The sequence below is a fragment of the Streptomyces sp. NPDC096040 genome (assembly GCF_040303265.1).
GTDB lineage: Bacteria > Actinomycetota > Actinomycetes > Streptomycetales > Streptomycetaceae > Streptomyces.
Genome location: NZ_JBEOTA010000003.1, coordinates 159,127 through 176,782, shown reverse-complemented (window position 1 = coordinate 176,782; position 17,656 = coordinate 159,127). Strand labels below are relative to the sequence as shown.

The following is a 17,656-nucleotide window of genomic DNA, read 5'->3' as shown; positions in this document are numbered from 1 at the left end:
AGGCCGCGCCCAAGATCGAGGCGGCAAGCTCGGACGAGGCCGCGCCCAAGATCGAGGCGGCAAGCTCGGACGAGGCCGCGCCCAAGATCGAGGCGGCAAGCTCGGACGAGGCCGCGCGCAAGATCGAGGCGGCAAGCTCGGACGAGGCCGCGCGCAAGATCGAGGCGGCAAGCTCGGACGAGGCCGCGCGCAAGATCGAGGCGGCAAGCTCGGACGAGGCCGCGCGCAAGATCGAGGCGGCGAGCTCGGGCGAGGCCGCGCGCAAGATCGAGGCGGCAAGCCAGGACGGCGGCGTCTGTTTCGTCGAGCTGGCGCCGCTGAGCGACGGCTCCCAGATCCCGTACGCCGTCCTCACCGCCCTCGGCGTCCGCGAGGGCCTGCGCAGCCCCGCCGCCGACACCACGGACCGGCTGCTGGCCGCCCTGGAGGAGCGCGAGCTGCTGCTCGTCCTCGACAACTGCGAGCACCTGGTCGAGGCGGCCGCCGCAACCGCCGCCCTGCTCCTCGCCTCCTCCCCGGGCGTTCGGATCCTGGCCACCAGCCGGGAGTCCCTGAACATCACCGGCGAGGTCCTGGTCCCGGTGCCCCCGCTGCCGCCGGAACCGGCCGAGCGGCTCTTCCTGGACCGGGCCCGCGCCGTGCGCCCCGGTTTCGACGGCCACGCGCGCGTGCCGCACATCTGCGCCGCCCTCGACGGGCTGCCGCTGGCCATCGAACTGGCGGCGGCCCGGCTGCGCACGCTCACCCCCGACGAACTCGCCGACCGCCTGGACGACCGGTTCCGCCTCCTCTCGCGCGGCGACCGCTCCAAGGCACCGCGGCACCGCACCCTGCGCGCGGTCGTCGAGTGGAGCTGGGACCTGCTGGACGACGAGGAGCGGAAGCTGGCGCGGCGGCTGACGGTTTTCTCCGGGGGCGCGACACTGGCGGCGGTCGAGGCGGTGTGCGGGCTGCCGTACCCGGAGGACGTGCTGGCCTCACTGGTGGAGAAGTCGTTCCTGGAGGTGTCCGAGGGCCGCTACCGGATGCTGGAGACGATCCGCGCGTTCGCCGCCGAGGAGCTGCCCGCCCCGGACGGCCTGCGGGACGCGCACGCCGGGTACTTCCTGCGGCTGGCCGAGCGGGCCGAGCCGAAGCTCCGGGGCGGCGGTCAGCTGCCCTGGCTGGGACGGCTGTCCGCCGAGCACGGCAACCTGGACGCGGCCCTCCGCCATCTCGTACGCCACGGCCCCGAGGACGCCCTGCGGCTGATGGCCGTCCTGTCCTGTTTCTGGCGGCTGCGCGGGCTGCACGGCGAACAGGTGACGTCGGCACGGCAGCTGCTGGCCGCCGTGGGGGGCGCGCCGCCGCCGGGGCTGACGGAGGAGTACGTGCTGTGCGCCATCAACGTGCTGCTGGGCGACGGCGACCACCCGGTCGGCCAGGACGACCACGAAGAGCTCGCCGCGCGCGTGGACGCGCTGATGGCCTCATACGAAGGCCCCTTGCGGCTGCCGTACATCCTCATGCTGTGGTCGGTCGCGGTCGGCCCCCGGCCGGCGACCGACGAGCGGGCCCTCGCCCTGGCCGGCGACGACCCCTGGGCGCGTGCGCTGCTCGATGTCGGCCTGGGTTTCCGGGACATGCTCGCGGGCCGGCCACGGGAGGCCGAGCAGTGCTTCGCCCGGGGGCTGGACGGGTTCCGGGCGACGGGTGACCGCTGGGGGATGGCCAACTGCCTCGACCCGCTCGGCATGTCCGCCCACGCGCGCGGGGACTCACGCCGCGCCCTGGAGCTGCTGGACGAGGGGCTGGCGTACATGCGGGAGCTGGCGGCCCCGGAGGAGACCGCCGACCTGCTGCGCACCCGGGGCACCGTGCTGCTGCACCAGGGGGACACCGCGGGCGCCGAGGCCCACTTCGAGCAGGCGCTGACGCTCGCCCGTGGCGCCGGGCTCCCCGACAAGGTGGCAGGTGCCCGGCGCGGTCTCGGCGACGCGGCCCGGCTCTCCGGAGACACGGCACGCGCGCGCGTGCACTACGAGAACGCCCTCAGGGAGTGCGCAGCCAACTGGTTCAGCGTCGGCGAGACGGTCCGCATCCTGATCGGGTTCGGCCGGACGTCCGCCGCCGAGGGGCACACCGAGGAGGCTCGCGACTGGTTCCGGCAGGCCGCCGAACTCGCCGTCGAGGGGCCGGGCACCCTCGAACTCGCCGACACGGCGGAGGCGTTGGCGTCGGTCGCCGACTCGGCCGAGCGAGCCGCCGTACTGCTCGGCGCGGCTACGGCCCTGCGAGGCGCCCGGGCGCAGGCCGACCCGGACGTCGTACGCGTCGAGCGGAACGTACGCGCGAAGCTGTCGCCCGAGGCCTACGACAAGGCCTTCGACCAGGGCCTACGGCAACGGTCAGCGGCGGTCAGCGAACGGTAGGAGGACGGTCAGCGCCCCCGCCGAAGCTGACGGCATGACGAAGCATCTCGCTCACCTCAACGTCCTGGTCTCCGGCGCCAGCGTGGCCGGCCCCGCCGTCGCCCTCGACCTCGCCCGGCTCGGCGCCCGGGTCACCGTCGTCGAGAAGGCCCCGGAGCTGCGCGGCGGCGGCTTCGCGGTCGACTTCCGCCGCCATGTCCACCGCACCGTCCTGACCTCCATGGGCATCTGGGACGAGATCCACGCCCGCCAGACCCACATGGGCCGGCAGAGCGTGGTGGACGCCGACGGCAGCCCGCGTGTGGACCTGCCCGCCGAGCTGATGAGCGGTGACGTGGAGATCTTCCGCGGCGACCTCGCGCAGATCATGTACGAGCGCACCGAGGACGACGTCGAGTACGTCTTCGGCGACTCGATCGCCTCGCTCACCGAGGACGCGGACGGTGTCGACGTCACCTTCGAGCAGGGCGCTCCCCGCCGCTTCGACCTGGTCGTGGGCGCGGACGGCCTGCACTCCAACACCCGCCGGCTCGCCTTCGGTGACGAGTCCCGTTACCTGCGCTTCTTCGACCACTACGTGGCCGGCTTCGACGTCCCCAACCACCTGGGCCTGGACCACACCGGCCGCGCCTACAGCGAGCCCGGCCGCGGAGCCGTCATCGGCAACTACGACGGCGACCCGCACCGCGCCGGCGCGCTGCTGGTCTTCCGGTCCGAGGAGCTGTCGTACGACCGCCGGGACGTCACGGCGCAGAAGCAGATCCTCGTGGAACGGTTCGCCGGCTTCGGCTGGGAGGGCCCGACCCTGCTCAAGGCCCTCGAAGAGGCAGACGACCTGTACTTCGACGCGATCGCCCAGATCCACGTCGACCGCCTCGTCAAGGGTCGGGTGGCGCTGCTCGGGGACGCGGGGTACGGGGCGACCATGGGCGGCATGGGCACGGGCGTGGCGGTCGTCGGCGCCCATGTCCTCGCCGGTGAGCTCGCCCTCGCGGGCGGCGACTTCCGTACCGCCTTCGCCGAGTACGAGTCCCGGATCCGGGACTTCGCCAAGGGCTGCCAGAAGATGTCCGGGAACGCCGGCCCGTTCTTCGCCCCGCCCACCGAGCGGCGCATCCGCAACCGGGACCGCATGTACCGGGTCCTCAGCTCGCGCCCGCTGGCCCGCTTCTTCAAGAAGATAACGGAGAAGGCGGCCACCGACATCAAGCTGCGGGAATACCCCTACTGAGGGCCCCTGCTCAGGGCCCAGCCGTGGTCCACCGGCCCGATCCCCGCGCCGAGTGCGAACCCGGCCGCGATCGCCCCGGTGACGTACTCCTTGGCCACCGCCACCGCCTCGGGCACGGACTGCCCCTTCGCGAGCTGCGACGCGATCGCGGACGCGAGGGTGCAGCCCGTGCCGTGCGTGTGCCGGTTGTCGTGGCGGGGGGCGCGCAGCCGGAACTCGTCCGTGCCGTCCGTGAGCAGGTCCACGGCCTCGCCGGGCAGATGCCCGCCCTTGACCAGCACCCACTTCGGCCCGTACGACAGTACGGCCGCCGCGGCCCGGCGCAGATCCGTCTCCGACTCGACGTGTAGGCCGGTGAGTTGGGCCACCTCGTCCAGGTTGGGCGTGGCCACGGTGGCCAGCGGGAGCAGCTGGGTGCGGACCGAGTCCAGGGCGGAGGCGGCGAGCAGGGAATCGCCGTGCTTGGAGACGCCCACCGGGTCCACGACCACGGGCGCGTCGGTCCCGGCGATCAACTCCGCGACGGTCTCGACGAGTTCGGCCGAGGCGAGCATCCCGGTCTTCACCGCGTCCACGCCGATGTCGTCGACGACGCTGTGGTACTGGGCGCGCACCGCCGCCACCGGCAGCTCCCAAGCGCCCTGCACGCCCACGGAGTTCTGCGCGGTCACCGCCGTGATCACGCTCATGCCGTGCGTGCCGAGCGCCAGCATGGTCTTCAGGTCGGCCTGGATCCCGGCCCCGCCGCCGGAGTCGGAGCCCGCGACCGTCAGCACGCGCGGGAGGCTCATGACTCGATGTCCCCGAAGTGGTCCCAGCCGCCCTTGCTGGTCCAGGGCGCCCCGTCGACGGTCACCTGGGGCAGCGCGGACGGGTTGAGAACCTCGCCGATCACCTTCCAGCGGGCGGGCAGCTTCACGTCCGGCGGGAAGGTCGCCACGATCGCGTGGTCCTCACCGCCGCTCAGCACCCACTGCAGCGGGTCCACGCCGACGGCCTGCCCGATGTCGTTCATCTGGGACGGGATGTCGATCGCACCGGAGCGGATGTCGATCCGCACCTTGCTGGCCTCCGCGATGTGCCCGAGGTCGGCGATCAGCCCGTCGCTCACATCGCACATCGCGGTCGCGCCGAGCCCCGCGGCGGCCGGGCCCGCGTGGTACGGCGGCTCGGGGCGGCGGTGCGCCTCCACGAAGGCGCGCGGCGAACGGAAGCCGCGGGAGAGCACCGCGTAGCCGGCCGCCGACCAGCCCAGCCAGCCCGTGACGGCCACCAGGTCGCCGGGCTGGGCGCCGCCCCGGGTGACCGGCTCCTGGTTGCGCAGATCGCCGAGCGCGGTGATGGAGAGCATGATCGTGTCGCCGCGGACCACATCGCCGCCGACCACCGAGGCGCCGGCCACCTGGCACTCGTCGCGGATGCCGTCCATCAGCTCGCTGGGCCAGGTCACCGGCAGTTCGGCGGGGACGACCAGGCCGAGCAGCAGCGCGGTCGGCACGGCGCCCATGGCGGCGATGTCCGCGAGGTTCTGTGCCGCCGCCTTACGGCCCACGTCGTAGGCCGTGGACCAGTCGCGGCGGAAGTGCCGGCCCTCCAGCAGGATGTCGGTGCTCGCCACGACCCTGCGGTCGGGGGCGGCGACCACCGCGGCGTCGTCGCCGGGGCCGACCCGGACCGCCGGAGTGGTGGTGAGACGGGAGGTGAGCTCCCTGATGAGCCCGAACTCCCCCAGCTCACCAACAGTGCCCTTCATTGCCCTACGCCCCTTCTCTGCCGTGCCGTGCCCGCTCGCGCGTCATTCTCGTCCTGGTTACGGTCGAGGTGACCGTCAACTTCTGTCGTGCCTGCACCGTGGCGCGCAAGCCCCTGTCCGCGCAGGTCTCCCCGCGGTGAGCGGCGACGCGATACCGTGGCGTTCCTTTTCCCCACATGATCCTCGTGGCCGCCCTGGAGGTTCCGTGGTACAGGCGTACATCCTGATCCAGACGGAGGTCGGCAAAGCGTCGACCGTCGCCGAGATCATCAGCAAGATCCCTGGAGTCATCCAGGCCGAGGATGTGACAGGACCGTACGACGTCATCGTGCGCGCACAAGCGGAGACGGTCGACGAACTCGGCCGCCTCGTGGTCGCGAGAGTCCAGCAAGTGGAGGGCATCACGCGCACCCTGACCTGCCCGGTCGTCCATCTGTAGCCCCCGTCTACGCTTGGCCGGTGAACATTTTCCGTCACCGGCCATTCGGTCTGCCCGCGCTCGCCGTGCTGATGATCGCGGCGGCGGGCTGCTCATCGGCGGACGACGCCCCGTCGGCGGCGGTTCCCAGCCCGGGCGCGACGGTTGCCAGACTGTGCGACCGCCTCGACGGGGTGCTGCCGAAGAAGGTGGACGGACTCACCCGCCGTGACCCCGAGCCCTCGTCCGCGCTGACGGCGGGCTGGGGGGACCCGGCGATCATACTGCGCTGCGGTGTCGTACGGCCTGCGAAGATGGCCGATCCGGAGGCCGACGGGGTGCAGGTGAACGGGGTCGGGTGGCTGCTGGAGCAGCAGGCCGGCGGGGTGTTCCGGTTCACGACGACGCTCCGGAAGGCGTATGTGGAGGTGACGATTCCGAAGGAGCGGACGGGGGACGGCATGGCGCCACTGGTGAGTTTGGCGCCTGCCGTCAAGAAGGCGATTCCGGAGGGGATCGCCGACTAGGCGCGCCCCTGACGGGGCGCTTCAGCGCAGGCCGGTCGAACGGTTCAGCGCCGCCTGGATCAGGCGGTCGATCAGCTCGGGGTAGGCGACTCCCGTCGCCTGCCACATCTGGGGATACATCGAGATCGGGGTGAAGCCCGGCATCGTGTTGATCTCGTTGATGACGAAATCGCCGTCCTCGGTGAGGAAGAAGTCCGCGCGGACCAGGCCCTCGCAGGACGCGGCCTCGAAGGCGTCCACCGCGAGCGCCTGGATCTCGGCGGTCTCCTGCGGGGTCAGCGGGGCCGGGACGATGCCGGGGGTGGAGTCGATGTACTTGGCCTCGAAGTCGTAGTACGCGTGCGTGGCGGCGGGCGGGATCTCGGCCGGGACCGAGGCGCGCGGGCCGTCCTCGAACTCCAGGACGCCGACCTCGATCTCGCGGCCGCGCAGCGCCGCCTCGACCAGGATCTTCGGGTCGTGGACCTGGGCGGTGGCGATCGCCTCGTCCAGGCCGGAGAGGTCGTCGACCTTGGTGATGCCGATCGACGAGCCGGCCCGCGCGGGCTTCACGAACAGCGGCCAGCCGTGCTCGCCCGCGAAGTCGACGATCTTCTTGCGGGCGGCGGACTCGTCCTGCTTCCACTCGCGGGGACGGATCACCAGGTACGGGCCGACCTTGAGCCCGAAGGAGGTGAACACCCGCTTCATGTACTCCTTGTCCTGGCCGACGGCCGAGGCGAGCACACCGGAGCCGACGTACGGGACGCCGGAGAGTTCCAGGAGGCCCTGGAGGGTGCCGTCCTCGCCGTAGGGGCCGTGCAGCATCGGGAAGACGACGTCGACCTCGCCGAGCGCCTTGGGCACGGAGCCGGGCTCGCTGTAGACGACCTCGCGGTTGGCCGGGTCGACGGAGAGCACCACGCCGCCCTCGGTGGACTCGGCGAGGTCGCCGACCTCGGGCGTACGGCGCTCGCTGATCGCCATGCGTTCGGGTTCGTCGGCCGTGAGCACCCAGCGGCCTTCCCTCGTGATGCCGATCGGCAGGACGTCGTACTTCGTCCGGTCGATGGCGCTCAGGACGGCTCCGGCGGTGACCATGGAGATCCCGTGCTCGGAGCTGCGACCGCCGAACACGACGGCCACACGCGGCTTGCGAGCGGGCTGCTCAGGGCTCTGGGGGAGGTTCTCGGTGCTCATATCGCGTTGAGAGTACCCGGTGGTAGGGCCCCGAGACAGCGTCCGCGGGGCGCGTTCGCTCAGCGTCGCTCGGGCTTCGCGCTGCGCGACATGAGCTCCTTGAGGGCGACCACGGGCGGCTTGCCCTCGTGCACGATGTCGACCACCGTCTCGGTGATCGGCATCTCCACGCCGTGCCGGCGGGCCAGATCGGCCACGGACTCGCAGGACTTGACGCCCTCGGCGGTCTGCCGGGTGACCGCGATGGTCTCCTCCAGGGTCATGCCCTTGCCGAGGTTGGTGCCGAAGGTGTGGTTGCGGGACAGCGGCGAGGAACAGGTGGCCACCAGGTCGCCGAGGCCGGCGAGACCGGAGAAGGTCAGCGGGTCGGCGCCGAGCGCCATGCCGAGCCGCGCGGTCTCCGCGAGGCCGCGCGTGATGAGCGAGCCCTTGGCGTTGTCGCCGAGGCCCATGCCGTCCGCGATGCCCACGGCGAGGCCGATGACGTTCTTCACGGCACCGCCCAGTTCGCACCCGACCACGTCGGTCTCGGTGTACGGCCGGAAGTACGGGGTGTGGCAGGCGGTCTGGAGGCGCTGGGCGACCGTCTCGTCGGTGCAGGCGACCACGGCGGCGGCCGGCATCCGGGCGGCGATCTCGCGGGCGAGGTTGGGGCCGGTGACGACGGCGATGCGGTCCTGGCCGACCTTGGTGACGTCCTCGATGACCTCGCTCATCCGCATGGCGGTGCCGAGTTCGACACCCTTCATGAGGGAGACGAGGACCGTGCCGGGCGCGAGCAGCGGCGTCCAGTCGGCGAGATTGGCCCGCATGGTCTGGGACGGCACCGACAGGAACGTGAAGTCGGCGCCGGCCGCGGCCTCGGCGGGGTCGGTCGTGGCCCGCAGGTTCTCGGGGAGTTCCACGCCGGGCAGGTAGTCGGGGTTGGTACGGCCGGAGTTGACGGCCTCGGCCACCTCCGCCCGCCGCGCCCACAGGGTGACCTCGCACCCGGCGTCGGCGAGCACCATCCCGAAGGCCGTACCCCACGAACCCGCGCTGAAGACCGCCGCCTTGGCAGGCTTGCTCACTTGCCGCTCTCCTCTTCCAGACCGCTCTGCGCACGCGTCCGGCGCCGCTGCTCGATCCGCACCTGGCGTGGATCGTAGGGGGTCTCGGGGGCCTTCTCGCCGCGGATCTCCTCCAGCTGGCGGGTGATGGCGGCCATGATGACCTCGGTCGCCTCCTTCAGGACGTCCTGGGTCATGTCCTTGTCGTAGAAGCGCGAGAGGTCGACCGGCGGGCCGGCCAGGACGTGGTGGGTCTTGCGGGGCAGCAGCCTGGGCTTCTTCGCGTACGGCGGCAGCAGTTCGTTGGCGCCCCACTGGGCGACCGGGATCACCGGGCACTTGGTCTGCAGCGCGACCCGGGCGGCGCCGGTCTTGGCGGTCATGGGCCACTGGTCGGGGTCGCGGGTGATCGTTCCCTCAGGGTAGAAGGCGACGCACTCGCCGCGTTCCACGGCGTCGATCGCGGCCCGGAAGGCGCTGAGCGCGTCGGTGGACTCGCGGTAGACGGGGATCTGGCCGGTGCCCCGCATGGCGGCGCCGACGAATCCCTTCTTGAAAAGCCCGCTCTTCGCCAGGAATCGCGGAACGCGCCCGGTGTTGTACTGATAGTGGGCGTAGGCGAAGGGGTCGATGTGGGAATTGTGGTTCACCGCGGTGATAAATCCGCCCTCGGCCGGAATGTTCTCCATTCCGCGCCAGTCCCGCTTGATCATGACCACCAGCGGCGGTTTGCACAGCACCGCAGCGAAGCGGTACCAGAAGCCGATTCTCCGGCGGGGCACGCGCACACCTTCCTCTAGGACTTCTTCCCGGTCTCCGGGACTTCTTCTCCCGGAGAGGGGGCCGGGAGAAGTGTGTCCCCGGTCCGCCGGTCTGTCGAGGAACACCGTACGCCTCGCTGCCGCGCGCGCCTCGGGGCCCGGGTGACAATGAGGCAACAAGGGAGGGACGGTACGTCGGTGCAGTGGACCTTGGTGATACCCCTCAAGCCCTTGGCGCGAGCCAAGAGCAGGCTCGCGGACACCGCGACGGACGGTTTGCGTCCGGGACTGGCCCTCGCCTTCGCCCAGGACACGGTGGCCGCGGCCCTGGCCTGCCTGGCGGTGAAGGATGTGGCGGTCGTCACGGACGACACGCTGGCCGGACGCGAGCTTTCGGCGCTGGGCGCGCGCATCGTCCCGGACACGCCCCAAAGCGGCCTGAACGCCGCTCTGCGGCACGGCGCGGCGGTCGTACGCGCATCGCGTCCGGAAAGCGCGGTGGCGGCCCTGAACGCGGACCTGCCGGCGTTGCGTCCGCTGGAATTGTCCCGGGTGCTCGACGCGGCCGCGGAATTCCAGCGTGCTTTTCTCCCGGACGCGGCGGCAATCGGCACCACCCTGCTGGCCGCGTCCCCCGGCAATGAATTGGCGCCCGCATTCGGCCCGGATTCCCGCGCCCGCCACACCGCCTCGGGCGCCGCGGAACTGCGACTGGCCGGCGTGGAGTCGGTACGCCAGGACGTGGACACCGGCGCGGACCTGCGAACGGCACTGGCCCTGGGCGTGGGCCCGCGGACGGCGGCGGTGGCAGCCCGCCTGCTGATCCCGGACCAGTAGGCTGCCGTCATGCAGGCGACCGCATACACGTACGACCCCGACAGCAGAAGCGGCCAGGTACTCCTGGACGACGGGACTCCGGTGCCTTTCGACGGGGCGGCTTTCGAGGCGGGGGGCCTACGGCTGCTGCGCCCCGGGCAACGGGTACGCATCGAGACGGAGGGGACCGGAGACGATCTCCGCGTCACCCTGGTGACCCTGCAGACGTTCTGAGGGTCAGGCGCCCTGCAAGGGGCGCGAAAACTGCGCGACAAGCCCCCACCAGCGGTCACTTTGAACTCAACCGTCTCAGAAATTCACCCAGGACACACCGCGGGCCGGACTCCCTCAGGAGTCCGGCCCGTCGCGTGAGTACCCCGACGCCCCCGCTTCTCAGCGAGCGGCGGTCTTCTTCGCGGTGGCCTTGCGAGCCGTCGACTTCTTGGCCGGCGCCTTCTTGGCGGTGGCCTTCTGGGCCGGAGCCTTCTTGGCGGCCGCCTTCTTCGCCGTCGCCGAGGTCTTCTTGGCGGTGGTCTTCTTCGCCGTCGCCGAGGTCTTCTTGGCGGTGGCGGTCGTCTTCTTCGCCGTCGTCTTCTTCGCGGTGGTCTTCTTCGCCGCCGCGGTCGCCTTCTTGGCGGTGCTCTTCTTCGCCGCCGCCTTCTTGACCGTCGCCGAAGCACCGCCGGTCAGGCTGCCCTTGGGCGCCTTCTTGACCGCGACCTCGCCGCCCCGCGGGAGTTTCTTCGAGCCGCTCACCAGGTCCTTGAAGCCCTGACCGGCACGGAAGCGCGGCACGGAGGTCTTCTTGACCCGAACCCGCTCGCCCGTCTGGGGATTGCGGGCGTAACGGGCCGGACGGTCCACCTTCTCGAAGGAGCCGAAGCCCGTGACCGAGACCCGGTCCCCCGCGACGGTCGCGCGGACGATGGCGTCCAGAACCGCATCGACCGCTTCGGCGGCCTGCTGTCGGCCGCCCATCTTGTCGGCAATCGCTTCTACGAGCTGCGCCTTGTTCACGTCTTCCCCTTCGGAGACATCGCCAGAACGAAAGTGTTCAAGCTTTTTCGCACGTTAGGCAGATATATACCGCAAATCAAACACGAAACGGGCTTATCACCCTTGTGCCGCAACGGACTCGGTCGTCCAGGACGGTCCAGTCAGCGTTCCTCTTCGGGGAATCGGCCCGCTTCGAGGTCCGTGTTGAACCGTTCCAGCCGCCTTGCCGCGTCGGCGAGGTCGTGTTTGGCCGCGGCCGTAATGACCAGCAGCTTCCGGGTCAGCGCCATCCGTACGCCCTCCGGGACTTGCAGTGCGCGCACTCTTGTGTGCGCTTCCTTCAGTTGGCCCGCGACCGCCGCATAGAGCTGGAGTTGGCCGTCGTGTTCCATGCACAGATTGTGCCATCTGGGGCGAGTTGTCGCCTGCGCAGGGGGCAACTGCCGCCTCAAATGGCCTTCCGGGCACTTGCGGAAGGCACGGACACAGCACTCACGTACCCATCCAACATCCGTCCTAACGTGGGAAGTTGGCAAGAGCTGCGACAACGCGAGCGCCCGTTCGGGTGCAGACATGGCTGTACCCCCAATCGTGGCGATCGGGGGTACAGGCGGGGTGTGGCGGTGGCTGAAACCAGCCGTATTCAGATGTGGTCGATCAGGCCGGAAGCGGGCTCCGGATCAGGCCTGGAGCGTCCGCGGCTTGTACGACGGCCGCTTGGCCTCGTACGCGGAGATGTCGGCCTCGTTCTGGAGGGTGATGGAGATGTCGTCCAGCCCGTTCAGCAGCCGCCAGCGGGAGTTCTCGTCCAGCTCGAAGGAGGCGGTGATGCCCTCGGCGCGCACCTCGCGGGCCTGGAGGTCGACCGTGATCTCGGCCTGCGGGTCCTTCTCCGTGAGCTCCTGGAGCGCGTCCACGGTCTTCTGCTCCAGAACCACCGTGAGCAGGCCGTTCTTCAGCGAGTTGCCCCGGAAGATGTCGGCGAAGCGGGACGAGATGACGGTCTTGAAGCCGTAGTTCTGCAGTGCCCAGACGGCGTGCTCACGGGAGGAGCCGGTGCCGAAGTCGGGGCCGGCGACCAGCACGGTCGCCCCCTGCCGCTCGGGCCGGTTGAGCACGAACTCGGGATCTTTGCGCCAGGCCTCGAACAGCCCGTCCTCGAAACCGTCCCTGGTGACCTTCTTGAGCCAGTGAGCAGGGATGATCTGGTCGGTGTCGACGTTGGAGCGGCGCAGCGGGACGGCCCGGCCGGTGTGCGTGGTGAATGCTTCCATGGCTGATCAGACTCCAGCGGGCGTACGAACGTCGGCGTCGGACAGGTCGGCGGGCGAGGCCAGGTGGCCCAGGACGGCCGTGGCGGCCGCGACCTGCGGCGACACCAGGTGGGTACGGCCCCCCTTGCCCTGCCGGCCCTCGAAGTTGCGGTTGGAGGTGGACGCGGAGCGCTCGCCCGGGGCCAGCTGGTCGGGGTTCATGCCCAGGCACATCGAGCAGCCCGCGTGCCGCCATTCGGCGCCGGCGTCCTTGAAGACGACGTCCAGGCCCTCGGAGACGGCCTGCAGACCGACCCGCGCGGAGCCGGGGACGACCAGCATCCGTACGCCGTCGGCGACTTTGCGGCCCTCGACGATGTCGGCGGCGGCGCGCAGGTCCTCGATACGGCCGTTGGTGCAGGAGCCTACGAAGACGGTGTCCACCTTGATGGAGCGCAGTGCCTGGCCGGCCTCCAACCCCATGTACTCCAGGGCCTTTTCGGCGGCGAGGCGCTCCGAAGCGTCTTCGTACGAAGCCGGGTCGGGGACGTGTGCCGAAAGCGGTGCGCCCTGACCCGGGTTGGTGCCCCAGGTGACGAACGGCGAGAGGGCGGCGGCGTCGATGTGCACCTCGGCGTCGAAGACCGCGTCCTCGTCCGTCCGCAGGGTCTTCCAGTACTCGACCGCCGCGTCCCAGTCGGCGCCCTCGGGGGCGTGGGCACGGCCCTTGATGTACGCGAAGGTGGTCTCGTCGGGGGCGATCATGCCCGCGCGGGCGCCGGCCTCGATCGACATGTTGCAGATGGTCATGCGGGCCTCCATCGAGAGCTTCTCGATGGCGGAGCCGCGGTACTCCAGGATGTAGCCCTGGCCGCCGCCGGTACCGATCTTGGCGATGATCGCCAGGATCAGGTCCTTGGCGGTGACGCCCTCGGGCAGCTCGCCGTCGACCGTGATGGCCATGGTCTTCGGGCGGGCCAGCGGCAGCGTCTGGGTGGCCAGCACATGCTCCACCTGGGAGGTGCCGATGCCGAACGCGAGCGCGCCGAAGGCGCCGTGCGTGGAGGTGTGCGAGTCACCGCAGACGACGGTGGTGCCGGGCTGGGTCAGACCCAGCTGCGGGCCGACCACGTGCACGACACCCTGCTCGACGTCGCCGAGCGGGTGCAGCCGGACGCCGAACTCGGCGCAGTTCTTGCGCAGCGTCTCCAGCTGGATCCGGGAGACCGGGTCCGCGATGGGCTTGTCGATGTCGAGGGTGGGGGTGTTGTGGTCCTCGGTCGCGATGGTGAGGTCGAGGCGGCGCACCTGGCGGCCGTTCTTGCGCAGTCCGTCGAAGGCCTGCGGGCTGGTCACCTCGTGCAGCAGGTGCAGATCGATGAAGAGGAGGTCGGGCTCGCCCTCGGCGCGCCGGACGACATGGTCGTCCCAGACCTTCTCCGCGAGTGTCCTACCCATCGCTTTCCCTCCGGCCGGCAGACGTGCACCGGCCCAACTAGAGATCTTGAGGTAGCGGCTGCCCGTTCTCCGGGCCCCTGAAGTCGTGGTTCCGGGCGTCCGCCGCCGGGCCCGTTGGTCCGCGGGCCACTGTGTCTATCCAGAGTGGCGCGTTCCATCGAAAATTGAACTTGCGTTTCACAGAGTGAGACGTGAGTATCGTTGCATGGACAACAGTAGCGGCGTCGGCGTTCTGGACAAGGCGGCCCTTGTCCTGAGCGCTCTGGAGTCCGGTCCGGCCACCCTCGCGGGTCTGGTCGGGGCCACCGGACTGGCACGGCCCACGGCTCACCGCCTGGCCGTGGCCCTGGAACACCACCGCATGGTGGCACGCGACATGCAGGGCCGTTTCATTCTCGGCCCGCGACTCGCGGAACTGGCCGCGGCGGCGGGCGAGGACCGTCTGCTCGCGACGGCGGGCCCGGTGCTCACCCACCTCCGGGACATCACCGGCGAGAGCGCGCAGCTCTATCGCCGCCAGGGTGACATGCGGATCTGTGTGGCCGCGGCGGAACGCCTGTCCGGTCTTCGGGACACCGTCCCGGTCGGCTCGACGCTCACGATGAAGGCGGGTTCCTCGGCGCAGATCCTGATGGCCTGGGAGGAGCCGGAGCGCCTGCACCGCGGCCTCCAGGGCGCCCGCTTCACGGCCACGGCCCTGTCGGGTGTCCGCCGCCGCGGCTGGGCCCAGTCCATCGGCGAGCGCGAGCCGGGCGTCGCGTCGGTGTCGGCGCCGGTGCGGGGACCTTCCAACCGCGTGGTGGCGGCGGTGTCCGTTTCCGGACCGATCGAGCGGCTGACCCGCCACCCCGGGCGCATGCACGCCCAGGCGGTCATCGACGCGGCGGGCCGCCTGTCGGAGGCACTGCGCCGCACGGGCTGAGCACGAAACTCCGTCCGGACAGGGAGAGGCCGGCCTCAACGCCGCGGCGGCCGTCCCCGAGGGGACCGGAGACACCGCGGGCCTGTCCGGCGGATCATGCCGCAGACGCAGTGCCTGGCACGCCCACCGGCGCTGATGAGGCGCCGTTGATTTCCAGCGACTTGATCCGCCGGACAGGCCCCTAGGGGCGCTGTACTCACGCCGATCGGTGAGCGAACCGGTCCTTTGCGTAGCGGCCCCGCTGCTCCACCGGCACCACGCCCGTCGCTCGGCCCAGACCGAACTCCGGCATGTCGAAGTAGATCGACTCGTACGAGCCCTCCGGCGCCACATACGCCTCGTGCCACAGCCCCACGTGCCCGTGGAGCTTGCCCGCGCGCTCCTTGCGGTTCACGATCCCCCACACCCTGTGGTGGAACAGGTCGGGCGAGCTCGCGTACGCGTACAGCTTCTCCTTCGACTCCCAGTACTGGACGACGTAGTACGTGCGCGGCGAAGCCGTCAGCAGGATGCGCCACAGCAGCCCCCGGCCGGGGTCCCGTTCGAGCTCCCGCAGCATGCGGAACATCGAGAGCCCGACCGGGTACCACTGGTGGACCGCCCAGAAGTGGTTGATGCGCATGCCGATCAGCAGGACCACCGCGTCGCCCTCGCGAGCCGCGGTCGTACGGCCCGGAATCGGCTTCGCGAACCTCGCGACCATGACAGCACCCCCCGGAATGTCATCGGATAGCGGCACTATCCTTCGTTGCGATGCTTGGATAGTGGCACTTACCAAGGAGGCGCGCAAGACATGCGGCTTGCCCAGCTGAGCAGGCGCAGCGGTGTGTCCGCCGCGACGATCAAGTACTACCTGCGCGAAGGGCTGTTGCCGCCCGGCCGCCAGGTCAACGCCACGACCGCGGAGTACGACGAGGAGCATCTGCGCCGGCTCCGCCTGGTCCGCGCGATGATCCAGGTCGGCCGGATCCCCGTCGCGACGGTCCGCGAGGTGCTCGGGCATGTCGACGACGGCTCGCTGGGCCGCACGATCAGGGTGGGCGCCGCGCTGTGGGCGCTGCCGCAACTCCCGGAGCCGGACGAGGACGACGAGTTCGTCCAGAGCGCACACCGGGAGGTCGGCGCACTGCTGGACGTGCTCGGCTGGGAGAACGCCAAGCAGCTCACGACCATCTCCCCCTCGTACCGCCGGCTGGTGGTCGCGGTGGCCGCGTTCCGCCGGCTCGGTTACGACTGGGACGCCGAACTCCTCGTGTCACACGCGAAGTTGATGCATCAGGCGGCGATCGCCGACCTGGACTTCCTGGAGACGCATCCGTCCGAGGAGGAGAAGGTGGAGGCCGCGGTGGCCAGCGCGGTCCTGGTGGAGCCGATGCTCCAGGCGCTGCACCGGCTGGCCCAGGAGGAGGAGACGGCCCGCCGCTACGGCTTCGAGTGAGCCGTGGACAAACGGCAGTACGAGAAAGGCCCCTCACCGAAGTGAGGGGCCTGGCTCTTCTCTCTGTACCCCCGACCGGATTCGAACCGGCGCTACCGCCTTGAGAGGGCGGCGTGCTAGGCCGCTACACAACGGGGGCGTGGATCTTACGTTTCCGCAGATCCGAGCTGGTCTACCTGGACTCGAACCAAGACTAACTGAACCAGAATCAGTCGTGCTGCCAATTACACCATAGACCAATGTGGTTTAGACCAGTTCGTACCCCCGACCGGATTCGAACCGGCGCTACCGCCTTGAGAGGGCGGCGTGCTAGGCCGCTACACAACGGGGGCCCTAGCGATCCTTCGATCACCGTACCCCCGACCGGATTCGAACCGGCGCTACTGCCTTGAGAGGGCAGCGTGCTAGGCCGCTACACAACGGGGGCTTGCGGATGTGATCCGCGCGTGCAGATGAGCTCTGCGAGCTGGCCTACCTGGACTCGAACCAAGACTAACTGAACCAGAATCAGTCGTGCTGCCAATTACACCATAGGCCACTGGAACGCAAGCCCCTGAGGGGATCTTGTTCTAGCTTTGCGCCTCCGGTTCCGGCCTTTCGGCCCGCTCCCCGGCGGCGCAGGAAGAACATTACCTGAAGGTGGACGGGGCTCCAAAACGGGTATCAGCGCGGAGGATCGCGGGCAGTTCGGCGAGGGAGGCGATCCGGTGCGGTCCGACGGGTGCGTCGGCCCTGGTGGCCGGTCCGTCGGGCGGTCCGCAGCGGTCGATCCACACCGACAGCAACCCGGCGTCGGCGGCGCCGAGCCCGTCGATCTCGGGGTGGTCGCCGACGTACGCGACCTCGTGCGGGGCTAGTTCCAGCGCGGCGCAGGCCGCCAGGAAGGCGCCGGCCGCGGGCTTGGAGACACCCAGTTCGGCGGCGCAGAGGACGGCCTCGAAGCGGTCGTACACGCCCAGCGTGCGCAGCTTGCGGTCCTGGACGTGCAGGCTGGAGTTGGACAGCACGGCGTGCCGGTAGCCGGCCGCGAGGGCGTCCAGGGCGGGCAGGACGTCCGGGAAGAGGGCCCAGACGGCCTCGTAGTGCGTCAGGTAACGCCGGAACCAGTCGTCGGCCTCGGCGTCGGTCAGCTCCGCCTCCAGGAACACCCGCACCCGGTCGCGGCGCTGGTCCTCGAAGGAGAGCTCACCCGCCGAGAACCGCGCCCACTGCTGGGCGGTGATCTCCCGCCACCGCAGCAGCGCCGCCTCCGCGCTCCCCCAGCCCGCGAGCAGCCCCTCGGCCGCCAGATGCGTCCGCATGCCCTCGCGGTCGGCACTCGTGTAGTCGAAGAGAGTGTCGTCCACGTCCCAGACCACGGCCCTGATCGTCATACCGCCGACGGTACCCGGTCGGTACGACGACGGGGCGGTCCCGGAGTGAACCGGAACCGCCCCTCACGCGC

19 protein-coding genes, 5 tRNA genes and 1 pseudogene are annotated in these 17,656 nt (G+C 70.5%); 8 read left to right on the top strand and 17 right to left on the bottom strand.

The window, feature by feature from the left end; all coding sequences use genetic code 11:
- Nucleotides 1-73: 73 nt before the first annotated feature.
- Nucleotides 74-559: pseudogene (locus ABTY98_RS04475) on the bottom strand (magnesium transporter MgtE N-terminal domain-containing protein); the annotation flags it as partial.
- Between the two features lie 22 nt (nt 560-581).
- On the opposite strand from ABTY98_RS04475, the gene ABTY98_RS04470 reads away from it, so the two are divergent.
- Nucleotides 582-2,411, top strand: coding sequence for an ATP-binding protein (locus ABTY98_RS04470; protein ID WP_502994154.1), 1,830 nt, complete (start codon nt 582-584; stop codon nt 2,409-2,411).
- A gap of 34 nt (nt 2,412-2,445) precedes the next feature.
- On the top strand, nt 2,446-3,642 hold the full coding sequence (locus ABTY98_RS04465; protein ID WP_352219366.1) for an FAD-dependent monooxygenase: 1,197 nt from the start codon (nt 2,446-2,448) through the stop codon (nt 3,640-3,642).
- Here ABTY98_RS04465 and thiD read toward each other — a convergent pair.
- Nucleotides 3,636-4,433 carry a bifunctional hydroxymethylpyrimidine kinase/phosphomethylpyrimidine kinase gene (thiD, locus tag ABTY98_RS04460; RefSeq protein ID WP_352219365.1) on the bottom strand — a complete coding sequence of 266 codons (798 nt, stop codon included), beginning with the start codon at nt 4,431-4,433 and terminating at the stop codon, nt 3,636-3,638. The genes ABTY98_RS04465 and thiD overlap by 7 nt on opposite strands.
- Nucleotides 4,430-5,395, bottom strand: coding sequence for a thiamine-phosphate kinase (locus ABTY98_RS04455; RefSeq protein ID WP_352219364.1), 966 nt, complete (start codon nt 5,393-5,395; stop codon nt 4,430-4,432). Before ABTY98_RS04455 ends, thiD begins: the two co-directional genes overlap by 4 nt.
- Nucleotides 5,396-5,600: 205 nt before the next feature.
- On the opposite strand from ABTY98_RS04455, the gene ABTY98_RS04450 reads away from it, so the two are divergent.
- Nucleotides 5,601-5,834, top strand: a complete 234-nt coding sequence (locus ABTY98_RS04450) for an Lrp/AsnC family transcriptional regulator (RefSeq protein ID WP_352219363.1) — start codon at nt 5,601-5,603, stop codon at nt 5,832-5,834.
- Nucleotides 5,835-5,854: 20 nt separating this feature from the next.
- Nucleotides 5,855-6,340, top strand: a complete 486-nt coding sequence (locus tag ABTY98_RS04445; protein WP_352219362.1) for a DUF3515 domain-containing protein — start codon at nt 5,855-5,857, stop codon at nt 6,338-6,340.
- A 21-nt stretch (nt 6,341-6,361) separates the two neighbouring features.
- On the opposite strand, the gene ABTY98_RS04440 is transcribed toward ABTY98_RS04445, so the two are convergent.
- Genes ABTY98_RS04440 through ABTY98_RS04430 form a run of 3 tightly spaced genes read right to left on the bottom strand, consistent with a single transcriptional unit; the run spans nt 6,362 to nt 9,350 of the window.
- Nucleotides 6,362-7,519, bottom strand: a complete 1,158-nt coding sequence (locus ABTY98_RS04440) for a D-alanine--D-alanine ligase family protein (RefSeq protein WP_352219361.1) — start codon at nt 7,517-7,519, stop codon at nt 6,362-6,364.
- 59 nt (nt 7,520-7,578) lie between these two features.
- Nucleotides 7,579-8,589, bottom strand: a complete 1,011-nt coding sequence (locus ABTY98_RS04435; protein ID WP_352219360.1) for an NAD(P)H-dependent glycerol-3-phosphate dehydrogenase — start codon at nt 8,587-8,589, stop codon at nt 7,579-7,581.
- On the bottom strand, nt 8,586-9,350 hold the full coding sequence (locus tag ABTY98_RS04430; protein WP_352219359.1) for a lysophospholipid acyltransferase family protein: 765 nt from the start codon (nt 9,348-9,350) through the stop codon (nt 8,586-8,588). Before ABTY98_RS04430 ends, ABTY98_RS04435 begins: the two co-directional genes overlap by 4 nt.
- A 177-nt stretch (nt 9,351-9,527) precedes the next feature.
- Between ABTY98_RS04430 and cofC the strand changes: the two genes are divergently transcribed.
- Together cofC and ABTY98_RS04420 are read left to right on the top strand one after the other, a co-directional pair.
- Entirely contained in the window at nt 9,528-10,166 is a 639-nt protein-coding gene (cofC, locus tag ABTY98_RS04425; RefSeq protein ID WP_352219358.1) for a 2-phospho-L-lactate guanylyltransferase, read from the top strand.
- A gap of 9 nt (nt 10,167-10,175) precedes the next feature.
- Entirely contained in the window at nt 10,176-10,379 is a 204-nt protein-coding gene (locus tag ABTY98_RS04420; protein ID WP_352219357.1) for a hypothetical protein, read from the top strand.
- Nucleotides 10,380-10,538: 159 nt separating this feature from the next.
- On the opposite strand, the gene ABTY98_RS04415 is transcribed toward ABTY98_RS04420, so the two are convergent.
- The 4 genes from ABTY98_RS04415 to leuC all read right to left on the bottom strand — a co-directional run bounded on the left by ABTY98_RS04415 (nt 10,539) and on the right by leuC (nt 13,852).
- Complete coding sequence (locus ABTY98_RS04415) at nt 10,539-11,162, bottom strand: HU family DNA-binding protein (RefSeq protein ID WP_352219356.1); 624 nt, start codon at nt 11,160-11,162, stop codon at nt 10,539-10,541.
- Nucleotides 11,163-11,302: 140 nt separating this feature from the next.
- The gene (locus tag ABTY98_RS04410; protein ID WP_352219355.1) at nt 11,303-11,533 is read right to left on the bottom strand and encodes an SCO5555 family protein; all 231 of its coding nucleotides are present in this window, start codon (nt 11,531-11,533) and stop codon (nt 11,303-11,305) included.
- A 288-nt stretch (nt 11,534-11,821) separates the two neighbouring features.
- Nucleotides 11,822-12,415, bottom strand: a complete 594-nt coding sequence (gene leuD, locus ABTY98_RS04405; protein WP_352219354.1) for a 3-isopropylmalate dehydratase small subunit — start codon at nt 12,413-12,415, stop codon at nt 11,822-11,824.
- Nucleotides 12,416-12,421: 6 nt separating this feature from the next.
- Complete coding sequence (gene leuC / locus ABTY98_RS04400; protein WP_352219353.1) at nt 12,422-13,852, bottom strand: 3-isopropylmalate dehydratase large subunit; 1,431 nt, start codon at nt 13,850-13,852, stop codon at nt 12,422-12,424.
- A gap of 205 nt (nt 13,853-14,057) precedes the next feature.
- On the opposite strand from leuC, the gene ndgR reads away from it, so the two are divergent.
- Nucleotides 14,058-14,774 carry an IclR family transcriptional regulator NdgR gene (ndgR, locus tag ABTY98_RS04395; RefSeq protein ID WP_003993203.1) on the top strand — a complete coding sequence of 239 codons (717 nt, stop codon included), beginning with the start codon at nt 14,058-14,060 and terminating at the stop codon, nt 14,772-14,774.
- 196 nt (nt 14,775-14,970) lie between these two features.
- On the opposite strand, the gene ABTY98_RS04390 is transcribed toward ndgR, so the two are convergent.
- The gene (locus ABTY98_RS04390) at nt 14,971-15,477 is read right to left on the bottom strand and encodes a DUF4188 domain-containing protein (RefSeq protein WP_352219352.1); all 507 of its coding nucleotides are present in this window, start codon (nt 15,475-15,477) and stop codon (nt 14,971-14,973) included.
- A 90-nt stretch (nt 15,478-15,567) separates the two neighbouring features.
- On the opposite strand from ABTY98_RS04390, the gene ABTY98_RS04385 reads away from it, so the two are divergent.
- On the top strand, nt 15,568-16,212 hold the full coding sequence (locus tag ABTY98_RS04385; protein ID WP_352219351.1) for a MerR family transcriptional regulator: 645 nt from the start codon (nt 15,568-15,570) through the stop codon (nt 16,210-16,212).
- Nucleotides 16,213-16,278: 66 nt separating this feature from the next.
- Here the strand turns inward: ABTY98_RS04385 and ABTY98_RS04380 are convergent.
- The 6 genes from ABTY98_RS04380 to ABTY98_RS04355 form a co-directional block, all read right to left on the bottom strand.
- A tRNA-Glu gene (locus tag ABTY98_RS04380) sits at nt 16,279-16,351 on the bottom strand.
- A gap of 28 nt (nt 16,352-16,379) precedes the next feature.
- Nucleotides 16,380-16,451: transfer RNA gene (locus ABTY98_RS04375), tRNA-Gln, on the bottom strand.
- Between the two features lie 20 nt (nt 16,452-16,471).
- A tRNA-Glu gene (locus tag ABTY98_RS04370) sits at nt 16,472-16,544 on the bottom strand.
- A 22-nt stretch (nt 16,545-16,566) separates the two neighbouring features.
- Nucleotides 16,567-16,639 (bottom strand) — tRNA-Glu (locus ABTY98_RS04365).
- 39 nt (nt 16,640-16,678) lie between these two features.
- Nucleotides 16,679-16,750 (bottom strand) — tRNA-Gln (locus ABTY98_RS04360).
- Nucleotides 16,751-16,841: 91 nt separating this feature from the next.
- Entirely contained in the window at nt 16,842-17,585 is a 744-nt protein-coding gene (locus ABTY98_RS04355) for an HAD family hydrolase (RefSeq protein WP_352219350.1), read from the bottom strand.
- Between the last annotated feature and the right edge of the window lie 71 nt (nt 17,586-17,656).